Below are 23520 nucleotides of genomic sequence, written 5' to 3'. Positions count from 1 at the left end.
GAAAACGGCAAATCCAGGCCCATTATTTTACGATTACAGCCGAGCTTTTAATGAGAGCATCTCACAACGCTCAGATTTTTCTTCTCGCCAGCATAGAGGAACTTGCGAAAGCTCAGGTGTTCTGAATAATGCCGTTAAATGATCAAAATTGTCCGTCGTTAGCCGCTGATTATTAATGTGGGTGATGATGCTGTTTTTGGGCATGTTAAGAGCCTCGGCTCCTGTGCCGCGGGCGATGTCTTTGGCTATGCCACCTTGAGTGTGAGGTAAAACACGCAATCCTGATCTATCAACCCCAATAGGGCTAGAGTAATTCATATTAGGTTGCACCCAGATGACCTGATTGGAGAAATCAAATACCAGATTAAATCGTTGCATTATTTGATTACCCAACACCCCGTGACTGCCACTTTGGGGATTGCTTCCTTGTATTCTAAAGGAGGTTGGAAAATCCGTAAACCTATGTTTGCCAAAGGCCATTTCTGTTAATATTCCCAGATGATTTGTGCTGTCTCCACTTATGCCTGTCGATCGTGTCACAAAAGTTTTTCCGGGTACCGTAAAATCATCCTGACCCGCGAATAAACTCAATGAACCGGTTGAGCCGGTATCTAATATCACTTTAACTTGTTTGATACTGCCACCATTATCAATCTGGGTTGTCAGGTATGGTGTATCCCCCTCTACATCTATCGCCAATTTTTGCCATTTATGCTTGTTATACTGACGTTCTTTTTCAGTCCCCGGCTTTGACAAGTAAAGGGTTTGCTGATCATGATTGATCTCTACCAGACAACAGTTGAAAAAGTCTGCCCCCAACACGCCATCAAAGTAAGTTTCGTCGTAAGACTCAAAGGGCATAGCTTTAGTGGGAGCATAGATCACCGACATATGTTTGATAAAAAAATCACCTATATCAATACGTACGTCATGTACTACATAGGCGGTTGGATCGCCGTCGTCACCTGAACCCGAAATCGTCAGAGGATTATTTTTTGGCAGCTTAAGCCCATTTGTTGCGACCGTTTCCGTGATCACTGTGGCTGCCGCCCCTGAGTCAAGTACAAAGGTCATGGGCGCACCACCGTTTACCCTGACCTTTACCAGAACATGGTCATTCACCTTTTTAAAAGGCAAAGTTGCATAAGATTTACCATGTTGCCAGCCTGTTTCAGCATTGGCATTGTGCCATTGATAACTGGCCATTTCCCATAACTGACAGCCAGACAAACTTAAAAGTAACAAGCCCACCACTTTAACTTTTAAACTATTTTGCCAAAAATATTGAATCTGTAATTTACGCATAAGTTGCTTTCCTTTTTATCTTTAATCTCTAATGTAACAACAAATAATTATTATTAAACGATAATATTGAGTTGAATTGTAATAATTAATTATTGTTTGAATCGAAGCTTGCACTGAATTACAATCAACTCAAGGAAATTCAGAGAATGCATATGACCTCTTTAGAAAAACTCAAACAGACCAGTTATCGGGTACGAATGATGGTATTTGCCATTTTGGCCATAGTATTGGCCATAGCCATGTATGGTTATTTTACCGAAGGTATATGGTGGGTGACACTGGGGGACGGCCATTTCGATGGGCTATGGGAAACATTTCCACAAGCACGATATGGCTTGGCATTGATCATCGTCCCTTTTGTTTTAATACCCTTGACGGGTATTTACTGGTTGCAACGTCTTTTACTGGAACTTAGTCGCGGTTTGTTTTTTTCGCGTAAATGTATGCTGTGTCTGAAGTGGTTGGCGTGGCTTTCTTTATTCGGTGCGCTATACAATATGTTCTGGCCGTTACTTGCATCGTCGCTGATTGAAACACAATATAATATCGAACTGAATATTCGTCCGCTGTCCCTATTAGCAATTCTTTGCCTTCCTGTATTGGTGCACCTGTTCAGTGCCGCACGGGAACTGGATCAAGAAAATAAAGAGATTGTTTGAATGCCCGTAATTGTGAACCTTGATGTAATGATGGCCAAACGCAAAGTCAGTTCAAAAGACCTGGCTCAGACCATAGGCATTACCGAAGCAAACTTGTCTCTACTCAAACGAGGAAAAGTAAAAGGCGTACGCTTTGCTACCATGGCAGCAATCTGCCGTTATCTTCAGTGTCAGCCCGGAGATCTTCTGGCTTATGAAGAAGACGAGTAAATGCCAATTGAGATGGAGCAGCGAGGTCATAAATTTAGAGACCGAGCCGTTGCTTTTATCTTATCCTTGGCGCCCAGCCATCTCTATGGTGAGTATAAAATTATCCTGGTAAATTATCGGATTACCGAATGTGCAAACAGGGTTGCTTAAAGTGGTGCGGCCCATAGTCGACCTGATTTTGTTTGCGAACTCGTTATGAGTAATGGAAATGATTGCGATACGTTGGGTGAGATACAGCACAGTTGTCGAACTAAATGGAGATAAAGGTAATATTGCTGGGCAATAGAAATGATAGGGATCCCGTGTTCAGACATTAGCTTGTCACGGAGAACCTGTTGATTTGGATCGTGTTTTTACAATCAGCGTTAGGTTCTTTATTTTCGTAAATAAATATAAAGCGAACTTATTAGTTAAGGACTAACCTAATGTATGAAGGCCAACGTTGTTTGTTACACATTTTTATACTTAACGTAGTAAAAATATACTGACAACGTTATGCGCTTGAGGCAAGGTCTAGGCTGCATTATCAGTAACGAGTAGTTTAGGTGTGATAGTTGAATATGCATAAAATGTTTTTAGTTCTTGTTCCGCTGTTATTTTCGCTTTTCAGTTATGAAGGGCGCACGCAAGACGTGGCGAGCGTTTATCTGGAGCGCCATACTGCTCTACTAGACGCATTTGATCTGGAATTGAGCGAACCGTCTTCTGAGTTAAAAGAGGATCAGCAACTCGACTTTGTGGATTATGAGCGTCGACTCTTAATCCCAGCTTTTTCATACATCGCCCCTTTAAGCAGATCTTTTTTTGTTAGCAAACAAACCTTCAGTCATTCGAGCATTCGCGCTCCCCCCCAGCTAAGTTAATTTGAACCTTTAAACAGTTATTGCGTTGCCGCCCCACAAAGTGAGTAGCGATGCAGATGGTGAACCAAATTAATTAGTACAGACGATTTTAACGCTTAGCCATATGGCGAGGCCGTTACATCCTCTTTGGGATATTGTTATGAAAAACTTAGCACTTCACGATGTCGACCAGCTTGATCAGTTAGCCTGGCCTGAAACCTATCAGGGTATTACCCTTGCTTCTCCTGCAATGGCGGTATTTACGGATTTTAAGAAATCTAAACCCCTAGTGATAAAAGCCGATGCACCCGCCTCGGACGTAGAAAAACGTATGCTCGAAGAACGAGTGCGTTTGAAAATAGTGATCGATAAAACCAATAAATTTGTCGGGGTGATAAGCCTGGATGATTTGAACGGTCAGGAAGTGATTAAACGAATTGCTTCGGGCTTTGAACGTTCGGAGTTGTCGGTTTCCCATTTTATGCGCAGCAAAGAGCAGCTTAAGGTCATTTTGCTTAGCGAGCTTGAAAATGCCACTGTGGGAGATGTGGTGGAAATGCTTAAAACCAATGGCCTGCAACATTGTCTGGTGGTCGACGACAGCGCCCATCAGATCCGAGGCATAGTGTCTGCCAGTGATCTGGCCAGAGGCCTCGGTATAGCGATGAACCTTAGCGTAAGTCCGACTTTCTTTGATATTTTCAACGAGATGTACAGCGAAGCGCCGTTGTTTAAAGCGCAAGGCTAGACCTTTAGTTTAGGCCGTCTTGCTCATAATAACCGGTCAGCAGTGAATAGCTGCCCGGTTATTAACATTTGCTAAGTACTGAAAGAAAACATTAGCTTGAATTATTTTTACCTGCATTAACCTATGGCCAATATGCTGCGTAATTCATCTCCCAACAAACCAGGTAATATGCCTAGGATTATTAGCCCAGCAGCAATAACTCCGATCCAAATTTTGCTTAAATAAGCCCCGGAAGCCTTGTGGATTTTCTGTTGTGTAGGGGCAAAAAGGGTGAAAATCACCCGCAGGTAATAATACAAACCCACAGCACTGCCGATTAACATGGCCGCCACTAACCACCAGGCCGATAGCTTGACCGCCAGCGTCAGCAAGTAGAATTTACCGATAAAACCTATGGTGATGGGCATACCGGCTAGTGATAAAAACGCCAGAGTCATAATGCTGGCAAGCCAGGGGTGTTGCCAGAACAAACCTTGTAACTGGGGAAGGTCGTCCAAATCTTGCTGATCATCCAGTTTGGATACCAGGGTTAATACCGCAAATATCAGAATAGATGCCACTATATAAGCCAGCAAATAGTAACTGGCCCCCTCTAGCACCAGGCTATGATCTATACCCATGGCGATAATACCAGCTACCAGCACATAACCCATATGGGCGATGGCAGAATAGGCCATTAATCGTTTCAGGCTACGTTGCTGCAGTGCTAACCAGTTACCCAGCAGCATACTGGCAATGGCCATCCAACTAAGCATGCGTATCATATCGGCTTCAAATTCAGGGGGGACCAACAATACCAGTTTAATAAAAAGGGCAAACACCGCCGCCTTGGATAAACTGGTCAGTAGCAGGGTAGAGTTTACTGGGGCGCCTTGGTAGACATCTGGTGTCCAGAAGTGCAAGGGGACCAGTGACAATTTAAATGCCAGCCCGGCCAACACTAATACAAATCCACTTTTGGCCAGCAGTCCCATGGGTGATGGCAGCATATCCACTAACATTAATTGACCACTGGTGGCATATAACAAGGCAAAACCTAACAACAACACACTGGTGGCGGCTCCAGAGAGCAGTAAATATTTCATCGCCCCTTCCAGGGCTAGTTTGCGCTGACGGTTATAGGCCAACATGGCGAGCATCGATAAACTCATCAACTCGATACTTAAGATCACGCTGGCGACATGCCTGGACATGACCAGTAACAGGGCACCCAAGCAGGATAATAACAGCAGCATATAAAATTCTTCCGCCACTTCTTGACTGTTTTTGCCCATATAGGGGCCCTGTAACAAAGCTACCGAAATACCTACCATCAACAGCAGTAAGCTAAAAAACGCCCCTATGGGTTCGTATTCAAACAGTAAAGTGATGGGAGACATATCTGTGGGGTATTGCTTAATTAATGCGCCCAGGGCCAAAATTAAGGTGATCACAGCCAGGCTTTGGGCCAACACTTCATTACGTTGCCAGGCGGCTTGGATCATCAAGACCAAGATCCCGGCGCTGACGATCAATACTGGCCATAATAAGGCTAATTCAGTAAGGCTCATGGCCGGGTCTCCTTGGCGACGTCGAGTAAACTGCTAAGGGTATCGGCGCTGAGTTCCAGGATGATCTGAGGCTGTAAACCAAAATAAATTAAGGCTGATACCAATAGGCTGGTGTAAACCAGCTCCCGTGTGTGCAAGTCGCTGATTTGCACGTCTGCCGGGCCCTGGAATGTGCGCTGAAAAAGGTGCAAACCGTAGATTGCTGAGCCGACAATGACCAAGGCGGCGACTACGGTATGAGTGGGGAAGGCCTGATAGCTGCCCAGCAAGGTATAGAGTTCACCGTTAAAATTAGCCATGCCCGGCAGACCTATGCCTGCCATCACAAAGATCAAAGTGACAGTGGCCATTTTGGGCGCACTGGCCCACAGCCCCCCCATACTGCCTAGTTCACGGCTGTGTAACCTGTGTTGGATCATCCCTGCCATACTGAATAAGGCGGCACTGCTTAAGCCATGGGCAACAATAGTCAGTATGGCCCCCTGGAGCGCTACTTCACGCCAGCTAAAGAGTGCCAATAACACAAAACCCATATGGCTGATACTGGAATAAGCCACTAAACGTTTAAAATCCGTCTGGCTGTAGGCCATCAACGCACCGTAAATAATACTTACTACCCCAAGTGTCACCGCTACAGGCGCAAACTCCATGCTGGCTGCAGGAAAAAGCGGCAAAACTATACGTATCAAGCCGTAAGCCCCGGTTTTGAGTAAAATCCCTGCCAGCAAGACACTGCCAGCGGTAGGGGCCTGGGTATGGGCATCGGGCAACCAGCTATGCAAAGGCACCATAGGTAATTTGACGGCGAAAGCAATGAAAAAACCGAGCATCATCCACCATGCAGTTTGGCTGTCCAAGATTAAGCCTTGTAACTCAGTAAGGTTGAAACTTAACTGTCCAGTTTGGTTTTGATGTTCCAGTGCCAGGGCAATGATGGCCACCAACATCAGTAAACTGCTCGCCTGGGTGAAGATAAAAAATTTAATAGCCGCATAACGCCGGTTCTCATGGCCCCAGATCAGGATCAAGGCAGTCATGGGTAACAACATGACTTCCCAGAACAAGAAAAACAGAAAGAGATCGGCGGCCAAAAACACCCCTATTATGCCTGCGATGCTGAACATCAGATTAAAATGAAAGAAGCCTTGCTGTTGCTCAATTTCTTGCCAGGACACGGCCACGGCAAGTATGCCCAGGGCGAGGGTCAACACCACCATCAGCAGAGCAAGATCGTCGTATAACAAGGCAAAATGAATGTTAAAACGGGCGAACCAGCTCCAGCTCAGACTGGCGTCAGCGTCACTGCCAATGAATAAACTCAATAACAACAAGCCAGTTAAGCTGATAAGGGTGATCCAATTGCCCGCACCGCGAAAATGTTTTTCGGCCAACCAGGCGAGGGCGCCACATAGCAGTGGCAGCCAAATGAGTAAACTTAACGCCACCATACCAGGCCTCCTAACATTAAAGCGCAGCCCGCAAGTGTGCCATATAGATACCAACGCACCTTGCCGTTTTGGCTGATGAGCAGCACTTCATTGAGGCTGAAATTAAACCAGCCCACAAAGTGGTAAAAGTGATCGATGACATCGGTTTTGTTGACCCTGGCAAACCACTGTAGAGGCGCTGTAAAGAGCCAGGCATACAGCCAGTCAAATCCCAGGCCATTACGACAGAAAAGCGCTAATTTGCTGTGACTGGGCTGGTTAACCTCCCGGGGAAAGAACAATCCCCAGGCCAGGGCGAAACCTAAGGTCGAAGCCAGCACCGGCATCCATTCTATCCACAGAGGTAGATGTGGGTGGGTGTTTACGCCAAATACCAGGTTGAAGTCTAAGCTGATCAAGCCACCTAGTACCGCCAGAATTGCCAGGGGCAGCAAGGGTAATACGTATTGGCTTGAGGGGCGAAAATCTGATATTGGATGCTCATGCCCAGCAGATCCAAGTTCAAGGGCACCTTGCCGGGCCGGGCCTCTCCAGGCCGGACCTCTCCAGGCCGGACCAAAGCATACAATAAACAGTAGGCGGAAGCTGTATAAGCTGGTCAGAAACGCACCCAGTACACCCAGCCACCACAAGTTCGGTCCTGCGGTATGGCTTTGCCAAGTCGCCGCCAAAATGGCTTCCTTACTGAAAAAACCCGAGGTGCCGGGAAAGGCTACTAGGGCTAACAGACCAATCAATAGAAATGTTGAGGTCAGAGGCAGGCGGCGAAACAACCCGCCCATCTTGAATATATCCTGCTGGTGATGCATTTTGACAATAATGCTGCCAGCGGTTAAAAACAACAGGGCTTTAAAAAAGGCATGGGTCATAAGGTGAAAAATGGCCCCGTCGAATGCCAACGCACCGAGGCCAAGAAACATATAACCAATTTGGCTCATGGTGGAATAGGCCAAAATACGCTTTATGTCCCGTTGTGCCAGAGCAGCCAGCCCGGCCAAGACTAAGGTTAATGCACCAATCCAGGCAACCAGGGTCAATATTTCTGTTACCTGTAAAAACAGCGGATGCATTCTGGCGATCAGGTACACCCCGGCGGTGACCATAGTGGCGGCGTGGATCAGGGCGCTAACTGGCGTTGGGCCGGCCATGGCGTCTGGCAACCAGGTTTGCAGAGGTAGCTGGGCAGATTTACCCACTGCGCCGCCTACCAATAACAAACAGGCTAACCATAAAGTGTTTGGTGAGCCAGATGCACTGGCGTCATTAATGGCGTCTATCTGTAAGGTGCCAAACTCACTAAAGAGGATCACGAGTCCTATCATCATTGCCGTATCGCCCACTCGGGTGACAATAAAGGCTTTTTTTGCCGCTTTTACATTGCCAGGCTCCTGTTGCCAAAAACCAATCAGCAAAAAACTGCACAGACCCACCCCTTCCCAGCCCAGATAAAGCAATACTAAATTATCCGCCAAGACGAGGAACAACATGGCGGATACAAATAAATTCATGTACACAAAAAAGCGCTGCACATCCTTATCATCATACATATAAGCTGCGGCGTACCAGTGGATCATCCAGCCCACCCCGGTTACCACGCCCATCATCACCAGGGAGAGCTGATCCAGATGCACAGCAAAGTTAACCGGTGCCCCGGCCAAAGGCAGCCAGTTAAATAACACTTGTGCAAAGACGGCTTGCCCTGTGGCAAAAAATTCCAGGCCTATACCCAGGGTCAGCAGAGCCGCGAAACCAATGGAACCGACCCCCAATATCGCTATCATCCGAGGCGACAAACGCCCGGCGCTTAACAGTAATATAAGGGATGATGCTAAGGGCAGCAATGGCACGAGAAACAGCAAATTTTGCATGTTTAGCCCCTTAATTCATTGAGTTTGTCGATATCCAGATCACTGATATGGCTACGCAAGCGGATCAGTAAAGCCAGGCCGAGGCCCACCTCGGCAGCTGCGACGCTTAAAATCAGTATGTAGATGAGCTGTCCGTCTGCCTGGTGCCATAAACTGCCCGCCAGAATAAAAGCCAGGGCGGCGGCATTGAGCATGATTTCCAGGGACATCAGCATAAACAAGGTGTTTTTACGACTGAGCAAACCAATCAAGCCTATGATCCACAGCAGGGCCACCAGCACAAAACCGTGCTCTATGGGTATTATCATAATTGACTTGTCCCTTTGTTTACCGATTTTTGTGGCAGTGCCTTAGCCAAATGGTAGCCGCCTACTAAACCGGCCAATAACAAAAAAGAAGCAATTTCCACCGCCAATAAATAGGGGCCAAATAATAGGCTGCCCACCGCCCTGGCGTCCACCAAGGTTACCTGTGTTGACGGGGTGTTTGACCAGCTAGTTTGAGCTTGTAACATCAGCAATATTTCCGCTAAGAGCACCGTTGCCAGCAAGGCAGGCCCTAACCAAATTTGCCAGCCTAACCAGCGGCTTTCCCGCTCGATGTCCTTCTGGTTGATATTAAATATCATTACCGCAAATACAAATAACACCATGATTGCGCCGGCGTAGACAATGATTTGCAACGCGGCGGCAAAAGGGGCTCCGAGCAAATAAAAACACATGGCCAGGGCTAATAAACTGACGATCAGGTACAACAGGGCATGCACCGCATTTTTATTCGTTATGACCAGCAAGCTGGCGAGCAGGGCTACTCCAGCGCTGGTATAAAACAAACCCAGGGCGTTCATGGCAGTAGGCTCCGGATATCCACGGGCGGTTTTTCGCCCTCTGCCTGTCCTTTGCCCTTGTCTTTAATACTGATCCCCGCCTGGTGATAAAAGTTGTATCCGGGATATTTGCCTACGCCGTCGATCAACAAGTGCTCTTTTTCATACACCATGTTTTGCCGATCGTATTCAGCCATTTCGACATCAGGGGTCAGTTGAATGGCATAAGTGGGACAAGCTTCTTCACATAGACCACACAGGATGCAGCGGGAGAAGTTAATGCGGAAAAAGTCGGCGCGCCAGCGACCATATTCATCTTCGGTCTTTTGCAGGGAAATACAGTCTACCGGACAAGCTACAGCACACAAATTACAGGCCACACACCTTTCTTCGCCATCGGGATCCCGGCTGAGAATGATGCGTCCCCGGTAGCGCGGGGCCAAATAAGGCTTTTGTTCCGGATACTCAACGGTATCGGTTCGGTCAAACAGGTGTTTGAACACAGTCCACATGGTTCTGATTTGGGTATGCATAATTAAAAGTCTCCCCATAATTTGACAGTAGCGGTGCCGATAAGATTAAGTAGCGCCAGGGGCAGCATCCATTTCCAGCCAAAGGCCAATAACTGGTCAAACCGGGGGCGGGGCAGCGCCGCCCGCAGCAAGATGAAAAAACAAATTAATAACAGGGTTTTTAGGCAAAACCACAGAAAAGGGGGCAGCCAGGGGCCCAGCCACCCCCCGAGAAACAAGGTGGTTATCATCATGGAGATCAACATCATGCCCAGATATTCACCGAGGAAAAACAACGCGAATTTGATGCCGGAATATTCGGTGTGAAACCCCGCCGTTAGCTCGGTTTCTGCTTCCGGCAAATCAAAGGGGAGTCGATGACTCTCGGCCACCCCTGCGATCATAAAAACCACGAAACCAATAAACTGAGGAATGATGTACCACAACTCTTGCTGTGCCAGCACTATATCGCTGAGCCTAAAGCTGCCGCTCAGGATAACCACCCCAAGCAAAGACACCCCCATAAAGACTTCATAACTGATGGTTTGGGCGGCGGCTCGCATGCCACCCAAAGCTGCATATTTATTGTTGGACGACCAGCCGGCCAGCACCACCGAATAAACCGCCATTGAAGTCATGCCCAGGAAAAACAGTAAACCTATATTACTGTCTGATACCATTAAATCCGGAGCCATGGGGATCACCGCAAAACTCATTAATATCGCCAACGCCCCAATTAAGGGGGCCAGCACAAATACCGGGCGATCCGCAAAAGGCGGGATCCAGTCGTGTTTAAACAGAATTTTTATCAAGTCGGCTAACGATTGCAAAATGCCGAAGTAACCCACTCGGTTTGGGCCATAACGTTGTTGAAAAAAGCCCAGCAAGCGCCGTTCAAACCACACCAGCATGGCAGCTGTGGGCACCAAAATGGCCACCATGGCAGCAATTAGCAGCAATAGTTGTAACTCTGGCATTAGCTTGCCCCTTCAATGAAATGAATGGGGATCCTTTGGTCTTGGGCGAACAAATGACTGTGCTGGATTTGTTTTTGCGCCAACTGTTCGGTGACCAACGCTGCCAATTGCTTTTCATATTCCCGGCTTTGCTCGGGGGTAGCACTGCGTAACTCATCACACTGGTGTAATGTGAAGTGCTGATCTGCGGGTACATAGACTAAGAGACTATTGGCGGGCACCTGAGCATGAATGTGTAACTGAAACAAAGTCGGATCCTTATCACAGCTCAGCAATTCACCCTGTTGCAGCCCCAATTTTTGCGCCTGGCTGGCATGCATGACCAATTGGGCCTGTACCTTAAGTTGGGCTATGGGTAGGGCATGCAGACTCAGGCTGTCACTACCAAACACTTTTTCCACAGGCAAAAGTTGCCACTTGACTTTAGGTGCACGTGACCAGTCCCCTTGCCATTTAAACCATTGGTTAGGCTGACCCGGTGGTACCCCACGCACGCCAGGCTGACGACCCAGTTCTTGGGAGGTGTATTCGTCACAAAATTTATGCATAGATTGATTGGAATTCCAGCCTGGTGCCCAGCTATAAGCAGCAGGCTGCTGGGGATCTTGTCCGGGAACCCTGCCTTCCATACTCTGAATGTAGGGGGCATTTGTTTCACTAAAGGGTTTGGGCTCTTGTACCGTCTGGTTGGCTAACATGGCAGTGCGGCCGCTGGCTCGGGGCGGTTGTAGGGCCAATTGGCCTGTATGTTGGGTGCTAAAATGAGGCGCCAAGTGAGGATAGGCCTGAGATATAGCCGCTCTTAATTGGCCTAAATCCGTTAGTTTGCCCAGGGCGTGCCCCTGTGATTTGGCGATATGCACCAGCCATTGCCAGGCAGGTAAACACTGGCCAGGGGGCTTAGTCGGGGGCATGTAGGATTGCAACACTGACTGATAGTTCAACAGTGTGCCACTGCACTCACTAAAGCTGGATACCGGGAACATCAATTCATCTTTGCCAGGATCACCCAGCTGACTTAAACGCACCAGGTTGGCCTTACTTGCCAAGCGTGGCCATTGAGCCCGTGCATCTGCGCCTGCGTGATCCAGCACAAGCAGATTAGCTTTGTCAGCCGATTGCTGGTTAAGCCTGGCGGTTAACTGTTCGGTGGCTAAATAACCTCTTTGCATTAATAAACCCAAACCTATGCTATTGGCCTGTGGCGCAATGATACATAACATGGCCTGATCGTTTACCGGGTCGGTGTTTGTTTGACTCAGTGCCTGGCGAATATTGCTAGCGGCAGCTAACAGGGCCGGGTGTTTGGCTGACCAACCGCAGACAATGAGCGGCCGCTTCGCCGCTTTTAAAATGTCCACCAACTGCTGAGTTTGTGCTTCTATCTTGCGCGCATTGGGCATGGGTGCGCGGTCGCTGAGTAAATTGGCCAGCAGGAACCCTTGTTCGGCGGCCTGTTTAGGTGTGCATAACACAGAAATAGTGGCTTGTTTTTGCAAATCGCTGTTGCCGTAACCCAAATAGACCAGAGGCACAGGATGGTGAGGCGCGATGGCCCGAACTGCAGCGTCTTGCCAACTTGGTACCCGGAGTTTTTCAGCCTGTTCTTTGGCTTTATTTAACAAGGCTTGGCGCAGTGCCAGGGCAATGCGAGGGGCGTTGTTGTTCACATCCTCCCCCAGTATCACTATGGTATCGGCTTGTTCCATTTCGGCCAAACTGGCCTGAGACCATTGGGCTAAAATCGCCATATGGGTGGCCATTAATTTTTCTTCCACTGGGTCTAAGGCCACGCAAAAATTTTCGGGGCCGACCAGTTGTTGCAAGGCAAAGTTATCTTCCAGGCTAGCCTGGCTGCTACCGATGCCCAACCAGGGGCCTTTGGCGTGCAATGCTTTGCTGAGGCCGGGATCCTGCCAATAGGCTTTTTCAGCGTGTAAATAGATGTCTCGACTTCGCTGTTCACAGTTGACATAGTCAAAACCAAACCGCCCTCTGTCACATAAAAAATAGCCATTTATATGGTCGTTAAAGCGGTTGGTGATGCGCCGCACCGAATCGTAGCGGGCGGAGACACTGGTATTGCACCCCACAGCGCAGTGCTGGCAAACAGACGGCGCCGATTGCATATCCCACTTGCGACTGTAATGATCCCCAAAAGGTTTGTCGGTAAATACCCCGGTGGGGCAGACTTCTACCAGATTTCCGGCAAATTCGCTTTCCAGGGTGCCATCACATTGGCGACCAAAATAGACCTGATTCTTGGAAGCCTGAGCGGCCAGATCTGTGCCCCCTGCATAATCTTTGTAGAAACGTTCACAGCGGTAACAGGTAATACAGCGATTCATTTCATGTTTAATCAACGGGCCAAGATGCTGATTTTCAAAGGTGGTTTTTTTACCTTTGTAATTACGGGCATAATGGCCTGTCATCACTGTCATATCTTGTAAGTGACATTCGCCCCCCTCGGCACACACCGGACAGTCATGGGGGTGATGGGTCATGAGCGCGGCAATCACCTGATCGCGAAATTCTTTTTCTGGCGGTTGTTGCATGCTGACCCGCATGCCGTCGGTTACCGGCGTCATGCAGGCCACGATCATACGCCCCCGCTGGTCTTTTTCATCTTGATATTGGGTCATGGCACATTGGCGGCAGGCCCCCACAGCACCCATTGCCGGGTGCCAGCAGAAATAGGGCAGGTCCATCTTTAGTGACAAACAGGCCTGCAACAGATTCTGCCCTTCGTTAACGTTGTATTGCTGGTTATCGACAATTATTTTAGCCATAAGTTACTGTCTGTGACGACACCCCTTGTGATCTATATGTTGCTGAAAATCATCGGCGAAATAAGTCATGCCACTGCGCAGTGGCTCCACCGCACCGGGAGCCAAGGCGCAGAACGTCTTGCCTATCCACATAAAGCCGCACAATTTTTGTAAGGTGTCTAGGTCATCCTGGCAACCTTGACCGTTTTCGATGCGGCACAGAATTTCCACTGCCCAGGGCAATCCGTCCCGGCAAGGTGTGCACCAGCCGCAGGATTCCTGGGCAAAAAACTGCAATAAATTAAGGATCATGCCCACAGGGCAATGTTGGTCATCGAGCATGATCATCATGCCCGTACCTAAACGGCTTCCGGCTTTGGCGATAGCGTCATATTCCATGGGGGTATCCAGATGTTCCGGTAGCAGGAAATCTGTGGACGCCCCTCCCGGTAACCAGCCGCGCAAGGTCAAACCTTTTTGCATACCGCCGCCTAATTCCAGAATTTCCCGGGCTGTTATACCCATTGGGCGCTCCCATAGGCCGGGCTGTTGCACCCGGCCACTGATGCCATATATCTTGCTGCCTGTATCTGCCCCGTTAGCCAGTTGGCAATACCACTGGTGGCCATTTTTTAAGATACCCGGCAGGTTGCACAAGGTTTCACAGTTATTGACGATAGTCGGGCGTCCAAACAGGCCGACCACCTGGGGAAATGGGGGCTTGGCCCGGGGATTGGCACGTTTACCTTCCAGGGCATTGATTAAAGCGGTTTCTTCTCCGCAAATGTAGCGCCCCGCGCTAGTATGAAGGTGCAGGTCAAGAGAGTAGTTACTACCGTTAATGTTTTCCCCCAGCAGGCCAGCAGTTTTTGCTTCCTCTATTGCCAGTTGCAGACGGTCGGCGCATAAACGGTATTCACCCCGCAAGAAAATATAGGCTACGTTTGCCGCTATGGCGTAGGCTGCAATCAACATGCCTTCGAGCAGCAAGTGAGGAGCACCTTCCATCAGCCTGCGATCTTTAAACGTGCCGGGCTCCATTTCATCCGCATTGCATACCAGATATTTTTGTTTGGGCGCGTCATCCCCCATGGGCACAAAACTCCATTTCATACCCGTCATGAAACCGGCGCCGCCTCGGCCTTTCAATTTAGCCTCAGACACTTGCTTTTGCACGTCCTGGGGCTCCATATTTAGGGCGTTGTTAAAACCTTCATAACCACCGGTGCTGCGATACGCGGCCAGGTTTTGGGGGGTGGCAACATCCAGATAGGCAGTCAAGGGACTTTGCATGGCCATATCCACAGATTTATTCATCTTTGTCCCCTTTGAGTCCCAACAAGAGTTTATCCACCTTGGCAATATCCAGATTTTCAACCAGCTCGCCATCTAACATCATGGCCGGGGCTTTATCACAGCAACCCAGGCATACATTGGGTAGCAGGGTGATGTTGCCGTCACGGGTGGTTTGGCCAAATTCAATGCCAAGGCTGTGGCGCAGATGCTCAGCCAGGCGCTCGTAATCAAGCAACCAGCAGCTGATGCTATTACACAGGTGGATCACGTGCTCGCCTACAGGCTGGCGATAAATCAGGTTATAAAACGTGGCCACGGCTTCCAGCTCGGTCGCTGACATATTGAGCAAGTCGGCTATGGCGTACAGGCTGTCATCGTTTATCCAGCGTCGGTGGCGCTGCACGATTTGTAAGGCGTCTATGGCGGCAGCCGGGCGACTTTCATACAGCGCACATTCATGTTCAATGGCGTCTATTTCGACTTTGCTGAGTATTAGGCGATAGTCGACACCCGCTGTATCTTGGGCATCCAGTTGTTTGATTGGGATCACCTTGTTCATCGGTCCACATCCGCCATAACAAAATCTATGCTGCCAATAGTGGCAATCAAATCCGCAATCATCTGGCCCTTAGCCATCACAGGTATCATCTGCAAATGGGGGAAAGATGGGGTACGGATACGGGTGCGATAACTCATGGTGCCGCCATCGCTGGTCAGGTAATAGGCATTGCTGCCTTTGGTCGCTTCGACTTCCACCATGGCCTCACCTGCTGGGATGACAGGGCCCCAACTGACACCCAAAAAGTGTGGGATCAAGGTGTCTATATCACGCATAGTGCGATCTTTAGGCGGCGGCGTGGTCAGCACATGTTCAGCTTTATAAGGCCCAGAAGGCATGTTTTGCACACATTGACGAATGATTTTCATGCTCTGGCGAATTTCCTCTACTCGTACCGCGCAGCGATCATAACTGTCCCCACGGGTGCCAAGAGGCACGTCGAAGTCAAAATTTTCATAACCGCTGTAGGGGCGTTTTTTACGCAGATCCCAGTCAAAACCCGTGGCTCTGAGCCCTGGGCCAGTGACGCCCCAATCTATAGCCGTGGCAGTGTCATAGGCACCTATGCCTACTGCGCGTTTTTTAATCAAGCTGTTTTGCATCACCATCTGGTCGTAATCGGCCATGCGTGCTGGCATATAATCGAGCCAATCGGTGATCATTTTATCCCAGCCCCGGGGTAGGTCAGCTGCCACGCCGCCTATCCTGAACCAGGCGGGATGCATTCGGGCCCCGGTTATTGCCTCGACTATGGCAAACAGCTTCTCCCGGTCGACAAACATATAAAATATGGGAGACAGGGAGCCAATATCCTGGGCGAAGGTGCCGTAAAATAACAGATGACTCAGGATACGGAATATTTCTGCCAACATAACCCGTATCACTTTGACTCGCTCGGGAACCTCTATGCCCGCCAGTTTCTCTATGGCCATCACATAGGGCAGGTTGTTCATCACCCCGCCCAGGTAATCAATGCGATCCGTGTAGGGGATATAGGAATGCCAGCTCTGACGCTCCCCCATCTTCTCCGCACCTCTGTGGTGATAACCTATGTCAGGGATGGCCTGAACTATTTCTTCGCCGTCCAGTTGCAACATGATCCTAAACACCCCATGCACGCTGGGATGATTGGGCCCCAGGTTGAGCCACATAAATTCTTCAGGGTCACCCGTTTCCTTGAGCCCCCAGTCGGCAGGATTAAATTTCAGAGCTTCTTGTTCTATATCTCGCATATCGTCGGACAAGCTGTACTTACCCATTTCGGTGGCGCGGGCCGGGTGGGTTTTACACAAGGGATGGCCTTGCCATGTAGTGGGCATCATGATCCGCCGTAAACAGGGGTGGCCGTCGAAGGTAATGCCAAACAGATCCCATACTTCCCGCTCATACCAGTTAGCGTTAGGCCAAATGGTGCTTACAGTTTGCACGTGTTTTTCTTCCTGGGTCAGGGCAACCTTGAGACGTAGATCCTGATTACGCCCATAAGAGCGCAGCAGATATACCAGGGTGAAATCCCGGCGCTGGGCAAGGGGCGTATGTTGGCGGGTGGTTTCATCCAGCGCCGTTAAATCAAACAGAAAGGTAAAAGGTTTATCTACCTTGTAACGTGCGGCATCACACAGGGTGAGCAAGTCTTGGGCGAGCACCCACAAGGTGGGTATGTGATCTGCCGTTTGTTCATCAAGCAGCACTGACCCTGCCACCCAAGGCGCAAGTTCACTGCGTAAGTCCGGCTTTGATACTGGCTGCATGTTTACACCCGATCCGGAGGGGGCAGATCACGTGCACGCATGCGTTCATTGTTGTGAATATCCCGCTGGCTAGGTTTGTCGATTTGTTGGTAGTTGTCTTCTCCCACTACCCAACTAAAGGGACGTTGTTCTTTGCCGATGGATTCTTGCAACAAAATTAATCCTTGCATCAGGGCTTCCGGGCGGGGCGGGCAACCAGGAACATATACATCCACAGGTAAGATTTTGTCCACTCCCTGGACCACAGAATAGATATCATACATCCCCCCTGAATTGGCACAGGAGCCCATGGAGATCACCCATTTTGGTTCCAGTAACTGGTCGTACAAATGTTTCACTACCGGCGCCATTTTACGAAACACCGTACCGGAGATGACGATGAGGTCCGCTTCTCTTGGTGTGGCACGTATGACTTCGGCCCCAAAGCGGGCAATGTCGTGGCGAGCGGTAAAACTGGTGGCCATTTCCACATAACAGCATGACAGGCCGAAGTTAAAGGGCCACACAGAATTCTTACGCCCCCAATTAATCATATTGTTCAGACTGGTAAAAATGACGTTCTTCTTTATTTCTTGTTGAACCTGGGTATCCAGTACCGGAATACGTTGGGTGGTGTTGGGGTCACTGAGATTCCAATCCATTAGCTTTGCTCCGGTAAATGTCTTTTAAGGATATTAAGTGCGCCTACCCGCCATAAATACACCAGCGCTATCAGCAGTATTATCATAAATACCAAAGCTTCGATAAAACCGCTGACACCCACTTGTTCAAAGGAAATGGCCCAGGCGAACAGAAACAGCGTTTCTAAATCGAAAATCACGAAGAAGATGGCGTAGAGGAAAAAATGGTTGGCAAATTTGACGCGGGCCGTGCCCAGAGACAATATCCCGGATTCATAGGGCAGGTGAGTGGAATGCCCCCGGGTTCTTGGCCCCAATAGCGACGAGGCGAACATGACGGCACCAAGTAGAACTAAGGTAAAGGTGAAATACACTAGTATTGGCCACAGTTCGACCAGCGCTTGCTGCATATTCTATTCCCCAAAAAAACTGTTTGTTCGATCGTAATCGTCGAATTCACCTTTTTGGACTGACCAATTACAACGTCCATGAAGGTTGTTCTAAAATTAACCAAAAAATCAACTTCGTCAAATATATAAACGCTTGATTATCCAGGTTAACGGCGCAATCTATTTTGTACTGCGGCCTTGGGCCTTATTATTTTTTACATATCCAGCATAGAATAAACATCGATGGATAGGCGTTTTTTCTGTTCAAGCATATGTGCCAACAAGTTTTCAAATAGCTCCTTGACCTGTTCACAATCCACCGCAGCCAGCATTTCCTGATAAAGATCACAAAAATAATCATCGATTCGGGTCGCGATGACTTCAACCTCGCTGGCTGAAACTGCTTTGTGCACTAACTCAGCAGCGAACAAGTCTGCCACCGCCAGTTCATGATCAAATTGGAAGTAGGTATTGAGTATTTTAGTCGGCGCTTTATCGATATAGCTAAACATAGAGTTACACAGTTCTGTTTCATGTTTGGCTAAGATAACCAGCAACATGTTAACCCGATGATCATCGGTTTTATCAGCCAAAACTTGATAAAATATGGCCGTGCGCGCATGTAATTTTTGATTATGCTGTAATAATTCACGCACCTGAGAAAAATTACTCATTGATAGTTTTCCTATTCCTGATCCCGCAATGACCCTGCTTAAATGTGTGCCAACTCCAGCTAAAAAGCGGGTTAACATGTTTTTAACATAGCGCAATAATTAATCAGAAGATACTGAAAGTAGGATGTTTTTTGTGCAGATTAGGTTTGTCTTTTGGTTTAGCTCACTGGGTCACGTGTCTACGGTGCGCTGACAACATGCACGGACGTCGCTTTGGAACTGAAATTGTCAGGCTTCTACCCGACGGGGAATAAATTGGGCGATTCGGAGGTGCTCAGCCTTAGGATGTTAAATTAAGAGGGCCATGGTTAATTTGCCCTCACAAAGTAGTCTGGCGCTTTTATTTACGCCTGATAAAGACGAGTCCAAACAACGTCAGACTCAGCCAACCCAAGCTGCCGCCACCGGTTTTTTTTGCTACCACTGGCAATGCAGTAACTGTGGGTTTGAAAACTACATTACGTACAAAAGCTGTGTCGTCACCGGCAACAGTATCCGCATCTTTGTGATACACCCAGGTGATAATATTCTGCCCTGCTGCCAAGGAGTAGGTTTGGCTGGTATAAACCCCCTCTTGTTCACCGGCAATGAAGTCGATTTGCTCACCGTTGATCCACAAGAACAGCGCATCAAAAGGATCACTGGGATCATCGCTATTTTCTTCTGAAGAAACGGACCACTCAAATATCAGCTCTCCTTCGCCCTGGGTAACGGCCATTAATATACTGTCCTGCAAATTTCCAATGGCACCACTTTGCACGCCAAAAAGCGCATGGGTGGTCCAGGCCTTATCGCCACCGGAAAACCAGCTTAGGGAAGAATTGCTGGGGCCAGCCACACCATCTAAAGCGTTAGCTGCTCCCAGGGCGATCCCGCTTAAGTTTGTCCTGCTGGTGGCAACATTCGGGTCATCCGCGGTAACTGTCACATAAGCACTGTATTGACCGGCAAAGAGTGGTTTGTACTGCACCTCTACCTCACAGCTTTGCTGGGAATCGAGTTGGGCGCAATGGTTTTGTGCCAGGCTAAAGACCTTGTCGCCGTCAATGGCAAACGTCAGATTAACCTTTGTTTCACTGTGATTGAATACCGTTACCGTTCCCTCTTGTGTCACCCCCACAGGGGTGACAGCGAAATCCTGCTTCTGCGTTATAGCTATGCCTTGGGTTATTGCATCAATCCAGTTTTTAAATTCGCTTACTCGAGTAAATACCCCGGGATAACCGGCCGACGCGCAGCCAAATCCCCAGCTGACTATGCCTATTTGTTGGGGGCCGGTATTGCTGTCGATAAGCAAGGGGCCGCCGCTATCCCCCTGACATGATCCTTTTCCGCCTTGGGGGGCTGCAGCACACAGCATCGACTGCGTAACACCGGTATTTTGCGGCAAGGTTTGTAAACTGTTCGCCAGGGTGTTCCGACATTCTTCATTGGTACTGAGCGCCAACTCGACCTGGTGCAACAGATCGGGAAAATCTGTTGTAGGCCCTTCCCCTGGCGCGTAGCCGGTTCTGCCTCCCCAGCCGATTATTGTGGCCGGACTATGTTCCATGGTCAGTTCAGTGGTGAGTTGTGAACTGGCAAGCTGCACTGCCGGCGCATCCACACTGCGAACAAGTTCAATCAGGGCGATGTCATTGGTGATGGCGTCGGCGTCATAATCTCCATGGATATAAATAGCCGCTATGGCGATAGCATTTTGTGCGCCGTCGGATATATCGTATTCACCTACATTCACTTTCAACAGTGAAGCGCTCTCACCGTCCACACAATGTGCGGCGCTAAGGACCCATTTATCTCCTAAAAAGGTTGCACCACAGGTGGGGTCTTGTTGTATGTTGCTGACATTGGCCACACGCAAGTCGACAGGTTCAGCCAGATGTTGCAGCAACAGTTGACCGTCTTGCTGGCTGACCCCTACTACTGGCAGCGTGCCACTGAAATTGGCCCCCAAGGTTCCCGCAATCTGGCCGGCCTCATTATTGTAGATGACCACGCCTATCCCGCCGCCAGCTTCACAATTCAGGGCCTTGTCAGAAAACGTAATGTCGCCCCTTGCAATCAGGCAAATCCCATTTTGGGCGTTAGGGCAGGGGGTGACACCTAGTTCACAGTCTACCAGACTACCCATAACGTGACCTGCTGGACTACCGGTAAAGGGGCTGGTCAGGTAGTTTGTGGAGCCAACTGTGAGTTCGGTTTCTACCCCGGCGAAGGTAAAAACCAAGGCACTCATCCAGGGCCAGGTTTCCGGCAAGGCGGGCTCACCACCCACTATACGGGTTTGACCCGTTACCTTATTTTGCACACTGCCTGGAAATTCAGTGGAATTGGCCGGTGCAGGCACCGTGGCTGTGAGGGAGCATGTAACTAAGAACAATACTGCGGATAATTTGTTCATGGAGAAAACCTTTCAAAGCCACCTACATTAGATGCCAGGGGCGAGTTTGGGCGCTAACATGGCACTTGAAACCAATTAGCACTGATAATATCGGGTATAGTACCTAAAAAGTCGCAAATGTGTGCACCGAGTCGGCATTTTTGTTGCGATATCCGCGCTCAGTACCATGCCTATACGGGGCAGTGTCTATAAAAGTTCAATATTTACCCTCGCCTTTAGCTGAAACTTCTGTATAATTCGCGCCCTGCCCAGTTACACCCACTTTGGGAAAGTGGAAGAATCGTACGGCTCGAAGGGGTCAAGGTGCTGATTTTAAGCGGTTTCTGTGGTGTTAAACTTAGGTTTGGCAGTTAAGGAACCAAGTAACGTTTATAAATATTTTTTGGGTAATATTAGATGAAAACTTATGTTGCAAAGCCAGAAACGGTAAAACGTGACTGGTACGTGGTAGACGCCGCTGGCAAAACTTTAGGTCGTTTAGCGACTGAAATTGCTAGCCGTTTGCGCGGTAAGCACAAACCTGAGTACACTCCTCATGTGGATACAGGTGATTATATTGTTGTGATCAACGCTGAGAAAGTAACTGTGACTGGCAACAAAGCCAAGGGCAAAATTTACTACTCTCATACTGGTTACCCAGGCGGTCTTAAAGAGACTAACTTTGAAAAGTTACAAGCCCACAAACCAGAGATGATCATTGAAAAAGCGGTTAAAGGTATGTTGCCAAAAGGTCCTCTTGGACGCGATATGTTCCGCAAAATGAAAGTCTTCGCTGGTCCTGAGCATAAACACGCTGCTCAACAGCCTCAAGTCTTAGACATTTAAGGAGCATAGAAAATGGCAGATACTCAATACTACGGCACTGGTCGTCGCAAAAGCTCTACCGCTCGTGTTTTTCTACGCGCTGGTAGCGGTAACATAGTCGTTAATAAACGTCCTCTAGATGTATTTTTTGGTCGTGAAACTGCACGTATGATCGTTCGTCAACCACTAGAATTGGTTGAGATGACTGAAAAGTTTGATATTTATATAACTGTTGCTGGTGGCGGCATAAGCGGCCAAGCCGGTGCAATTCGTCACGGTATTACACGTGCCCTGATGGAATTTGATGAAACGCTTCGTCCTGCTCTACGTAAAGCTGGTTTTGTTACCCGTGATGCACGTAAAGTTGAGCGTAAGAAAGTGGGTCTTCACAAAGCGCGTAAGCGTCCACAATTTTCAAAACGTTAATCGTTATATTGTTACAAAAACCCGGCAATTGCCGGGTTTTTTTTGTTTAATATTTAGACGAATAAAGCAGAACCTTATAAATAGAGCATAAGTATCGGTATTTCTTCGTTTTATTAACGATTTCCTTGTATTTACTGTGGGTTTTCTTTTATCATTTTCTGTTAATGACAAAACCAGAACTTCTTTTGTTAGCAAACCCATGTTGGTCAATTTGCGAAGAAGTTCAAGCAAATTCAACCCTCGGAGATAATTGGATGAGCAATGTATCATTAGATGCGAATGATTCGTCTGTAACCGAAAATCAGCCACAAGATAATAGCCGGCGTCGATTTTTGACCGTTGCCACATCTGTTGTTGGTGGTGTCGGTGTGGCAGGTGCAGCAATCCCTTTCATCGGATCCTGGAATCCAAGTGTCAAAGCTCGGACCGCTGGGGCCGATATTGAAGCTGATATCAGTAAAATCGAGCCTGGACAGCTTATTCGGGTGATATGGCGCAGTAAACCTGTGTGGATAGCCAGGCGCACGCCTGAGTTACTCGCCTCATTGGCGACCTTTGAAGATCAACTTAAAGATCCAAACTCCGAAGAAGACCAACAACCCGCCTTTGCTAAAAACCGTTATCGCTCTTTAAAAGAAGAATACCTGGTATTGGTCGGCATCTGCACACACTTGGGCTGTTCGCCGCAACATCTTAAAGATGGTGCCTTTGAAGAGTATGTGGAAGGCGTGGCAGAAGGTTTCTTCTGCCCCTGCCACGGTTCCAAATTTGATATGGCTGGCAGGGTATTCGAAAACGTACCAGCACCTTTGAATTTGGTGGTGCCACCTTATATGTACATCGATGACAACACCATTTTGATTGGTTCCGAAGAAGGGGCGGCATAA

23 protein-coding genes are annotated in these 23520 nt (G+C 48.5%); 7 read left to right on the top strand and 16 right to left on the bottom strand.

What is annotated here, in order from left to right:
* Nucleotides 1-33 precede the first annotated feature (33 nt).
* Nucleotides 34-1305: a retroviral-like aspartic protease family protein gene (locus tag AC3RV5_RS19895; protein WP_489729311.1), complete on the bottom strand. Its 1272-nt coding sequence runs from the start codon at nucleotides 1303-1305 to the stop codon at nucleotides 34-36.
* Nucleotides 1306-1451: 146 nt separating this feature from the next.
* Between AC3RV5_RS19895 and AC3RV5_RS19890 the strand changes: the two genes are divergently transcribed.
* The 4 genes from AC3RV5_RS19890 (at nucleotide 1452) to AC3RV5_RS19875 (ending at nucleotide 3764) form a co-directional block, all read left to right on the top strand.
* Entirely contained in the window at nucleotides 1452-1964 is a 513-nt protein-coding gene (locus AC3RV5_RS19890) for a hypothetical protein (protein ID WP_489729310.1), read from the top strand.
* Entirely contained in the window at nucleotides 1965-2174 is a 210-nt protein-coding gene (locus tag AC3RV5_RS19885; RefSeq protein ID WP_489729309.1) for a helix-turn-helix domain-containing protein, read from the top strand.
* Nucleotides 2175-2728: 554 nt separating this feature from the next.
* On the top strand, nucleotides 2729-3037 hold the full coding sequence (locus tag AC3RV5_RS19880) for a hypothetical protein (RefSeq protein ID WP_489729308.1): 309 nt from the start codon (nucleotides 2729-2731) through the stop codon (nucleotides 3035-3037).
* Between the two features lie 139 nt (nucleotides 3038-3176).
* Nucleotides 3177-3764 carry a CBS domain-containing protein gene (locus AC3RV5_RS19875; protein ID WP_489729307.1) on the top strand — a complete coding sequence of 196 codons (588 nt, stop codon included), beginning with the start codon at nucleotides 3177-3179 and terminating at the stop codon, nucleotides 3762-3764.
* 116 nt (nucleotides 3765-3880) lie between these two features.
* On the opposite strand, the gene AC3RV5_RS19870 is transcribed toward AC3RV5_RS19875, so the two are convergent.
* The 15 genes from AC3RV5_RS19870 to AC3RV5_RS19800 all read right to left on the bottom strand — a co-directional run bounded on the left by AC3RV5_RS19870 (nucleotide 3881) and on the right by AC3RV5_RS19800 (nucleotide 21403).
* Complete coding sequence (locus tag AC3RV5_RS19870) at nucleotides 3881-5314, bottom strand: NADH-quinone oxidoreductase subunit N (RefSeq protein ID WP_489729306.1); 1434 nt, start codon at nucleotides 5312-5314, stop codon at nucleotides 3881-3883.
* Complete coding sequence (locus tag AC3RV5_RS19865; protein WP_489729305.1) at nucleotides 5311-6762, bottom strand: complex I subunit 4 family protein; 1452 nt, start codon at nucleotides 6760-6762, stop codon at nucleotides 5311-5313. The genes AC3RV5_RS19870 and AC3RV5_RS19865 overlap by 4 nt, the downstream gene beginning before the upstream one ends.
* Nucleotides 6750-8630 carry an NADH-quinone oxidoreductase subunit L gene (gene nuoL / locus AC3RV5_RS19860; RefSeq protein WP_489729304.1) on the bottom strand — a complete coding sequence of 627 codons (1881 nt, stop codon included), beginning with the start codon at nucleotides 8628-8630 and terminating at the stop codon, nucleotides 6750-6752. The genes AC3RV5_RS19865 and nuoL overlap by 13 nt, the downstream gene beginning before the upstream one ends.
* Before the next feature lie 2 nt (nucleotides 8631-8632).
* Nucleotides 8633-8938, bottom strand: a complete 306-nt coding sequence (gene nuoK, locus AC3RV5_RS19855) for an NADH-quinone oxidoreductase subunit NuoK (RefSeq protein WP_489729303.1) — start codon at nucleotides 8936-8938, stop codon at nucleotides 8633-8635.
* Complete coding sequence (nuoJ, locus tag AC3RV5_RS19850) at nucleotides 8935-9477, bottom strand: NADH-quinone oxidoreductase subunit J (protein WP_489729302.1); 543 nt, start codon at nucleotides 9475-9477, stop codon at nucleotides 8935-8937. The genes nuoK and nuoJ overlap by 4 nt, the downstream gene beginning before the upstream one ends.
* Nucleotides 9474-9989 carry an NADH-quinone oxidoreductase subunit NuoI gene (gene nuoI / locus AC3RV5_RS19845; protein ID WP_489729301.1) on the bottom strand — a complete coding sequence of 172 codons (516 nt, stop codon included), beginning with the start codon at nucleotides 9987-9989 and terminating at the stop codon, nucleotides 9474-9476. Before nuoI ends, nuoJ begins: the two co-directional genes overlap by 4 nt.
* 2 nt (nucleotides 9990-9991) lie before the next feature.
* Nucleotides 9992-10945 (bottom strand): NADH-quinone oxidoreductase subunit NuoH, encoded by a 954-nt coding sequence (gene nuoH, locus AC3RV5_RS19840; RefSeq protein WP_489729300.1) that lies wholly within the window; start codon nucleotides 10943-10945, stop codon nucleotides 9992-9994.
* On the bottom strand, nucleotides 10945-13734 hold the full coding sequence (nuoG, locus tag AC3RV5_RS19835; RefSeq protein WP_489729299.1) for an NADH-quinone oxidoreductase subunit NuoG: 2790 nt from the start codon (nucleotides 13732-13734) through the stop codon (nucleotides 10945-10947). Before nuoG ends, nuoH begins: the two co-directional genes overlap by 1 nt.
* Before the next feature lie 3 nt (nucleotides 13735-13737).
* Complete coding sequence (nuoF, locus tag AC3RV5_RS19830) at nucleotides 13738-15030, bottom strand: NADH-quinone oxidoreductase subunit NuoF (RefSeq protein WP_489729298.1); 1293 nt, start codon at nucleotides 15028-15030, stop codon at nucleotides 13738-13740.
* Nucleotides 15023-15568 (bottom strand): NADH-quinone oxidoreductase subunit NuoE, encoded by a 546-nt coding sequence (gene nuoE, locus AC3RV5_RS19825; protein ID WP_489729297.1) that lies wholly within the window; start codon nucleotides 15566-15568, stop codon nucleotides 15023-15025. Before nuoE ends, nuoF begins: the two co-directional genes overlap by 8 nt.
* Nucleotides 15565-17319 carry an NADH-quinone oxidoreductase subunit C/D gene (gene nuoC, locus AC3RV5_RS19820; protein ID WP_489729296.1) on the bottom strand — a complete coding sequence of 585 codons (1755 nt, stop codon included), beginning with the start codon at nucleotides 17317-17319 and terminating at the stop codon, nucleotides 15565-15567. The genes nuoE and nuoC overlap by 4 nt, the downstream gene beginning before the upstream one ends.
* Before the next feature lie 2 nt (nucleotides 17320-17321).
* Nucleotides 17322-17960, bottom strand: coding sequence for a NuoB/complex I 20 kDa subunit family protein (locus tag AC3RV5_RS19815; RefSeq protein WP_489729295.1), 639 nt, complete (start codon nucleotides 17958-17960; stop codon nucleotides 17322-17324).
* Nucleotides 17960-18349: an NADH-quinone oxidoreductase subunit A gene (gene ndhC / locus AC3RV5_RS19810; RefSeq protein ID WP_489729294.1), complete on the bottom strand. Its 390-nt coding sequence runs from the start codon at nucleotides 18347-18349 to the stop codon at nucleotides 17960-17962. Before ndhC ends, AC3RV5_RS19815 begins: the two co-directional genes overlap by 1 nt.
* Nucleotides 18350-18543: 194 nt before the next feature.
* Nucleotides 18544-19002, bottom strand: coding sequence for a hypothetical protein (locus AC3RV5_RS19805; RefSeq protein WP_489729293.1), 459 nt, complete (start codon nucleotides 19000-19002; stop codon nucleotides 18544-18546).
* A gap of 340 nt (nucleotides 19003-19342) precedes the next feature.
* A complete protein-coding gene (locus AC3RV5_RS19800) occupies nucleotides 19343-21403 on the bottom strand; it encodes a trypsin-like serine protease (RefSeq protein WP_489729292.1) in 2061 nt (686 codons plus the stop codon).
* A gap of 396 nt (nucleotides 21404-21799) precedes the next feature.
* Here AC3RV5_RS19800 and rplM point away from each other — a divergent pair, with 396 nt between their 5' ends.
* The 3 genes from rplM to petA all read left to right on the top strand — a co-directional run bounded on the left by rplM (nucleotide 21800) and on the right by petA (nucleotide 23520).
* Nucleotides 21800-22228: a 50S ribosomal protein L13 gene (gene rplM, locus AC3RV5_RS19795; RefSeq protein ID WP_489729291.1), complete on the top strand. Its 429-nt coding sequence runs from the start codon at nucleotides 21800-21802 to the stop codon at nucleotides 22226-22228.
* A gap of 12 nt (nucleotides 22229-22240) precedes the next feature.
* Complete coding sequence (rpsI, locus tag AC3RV5_RS19790; protein ID WP_489729290.1) at nucleotides 22241-22633, top strand: 30S ribosomal protein S9; 393 nt, start codon at nucleotides 22241-22243, stop codon at nucleotides 22631-22633.
* 254 nt (nucleotides 22634-22887) lie between these two features.
* Nucleotides 22888-23520 carry a ubiquinol-cytochrome c reductase iron-sulfur subunit gene (gene petA / locus AC3RV5_RS19785; protein WP_489729289.1) on the top strand — a complete coding sequence of 211 codons (633 nt, stop codon included), beginning with the start codon at nucleotides 22888-22890 and terminating at the stop codon, nucleotides 23518-23520.

The sequence above is a fragment of the Paraglaciecola sp. IT1134 genome, from assembly GCF_058068185.1.
This window is presented reverse-complemented; position numbering and strand designations above follow the sequence as displayed.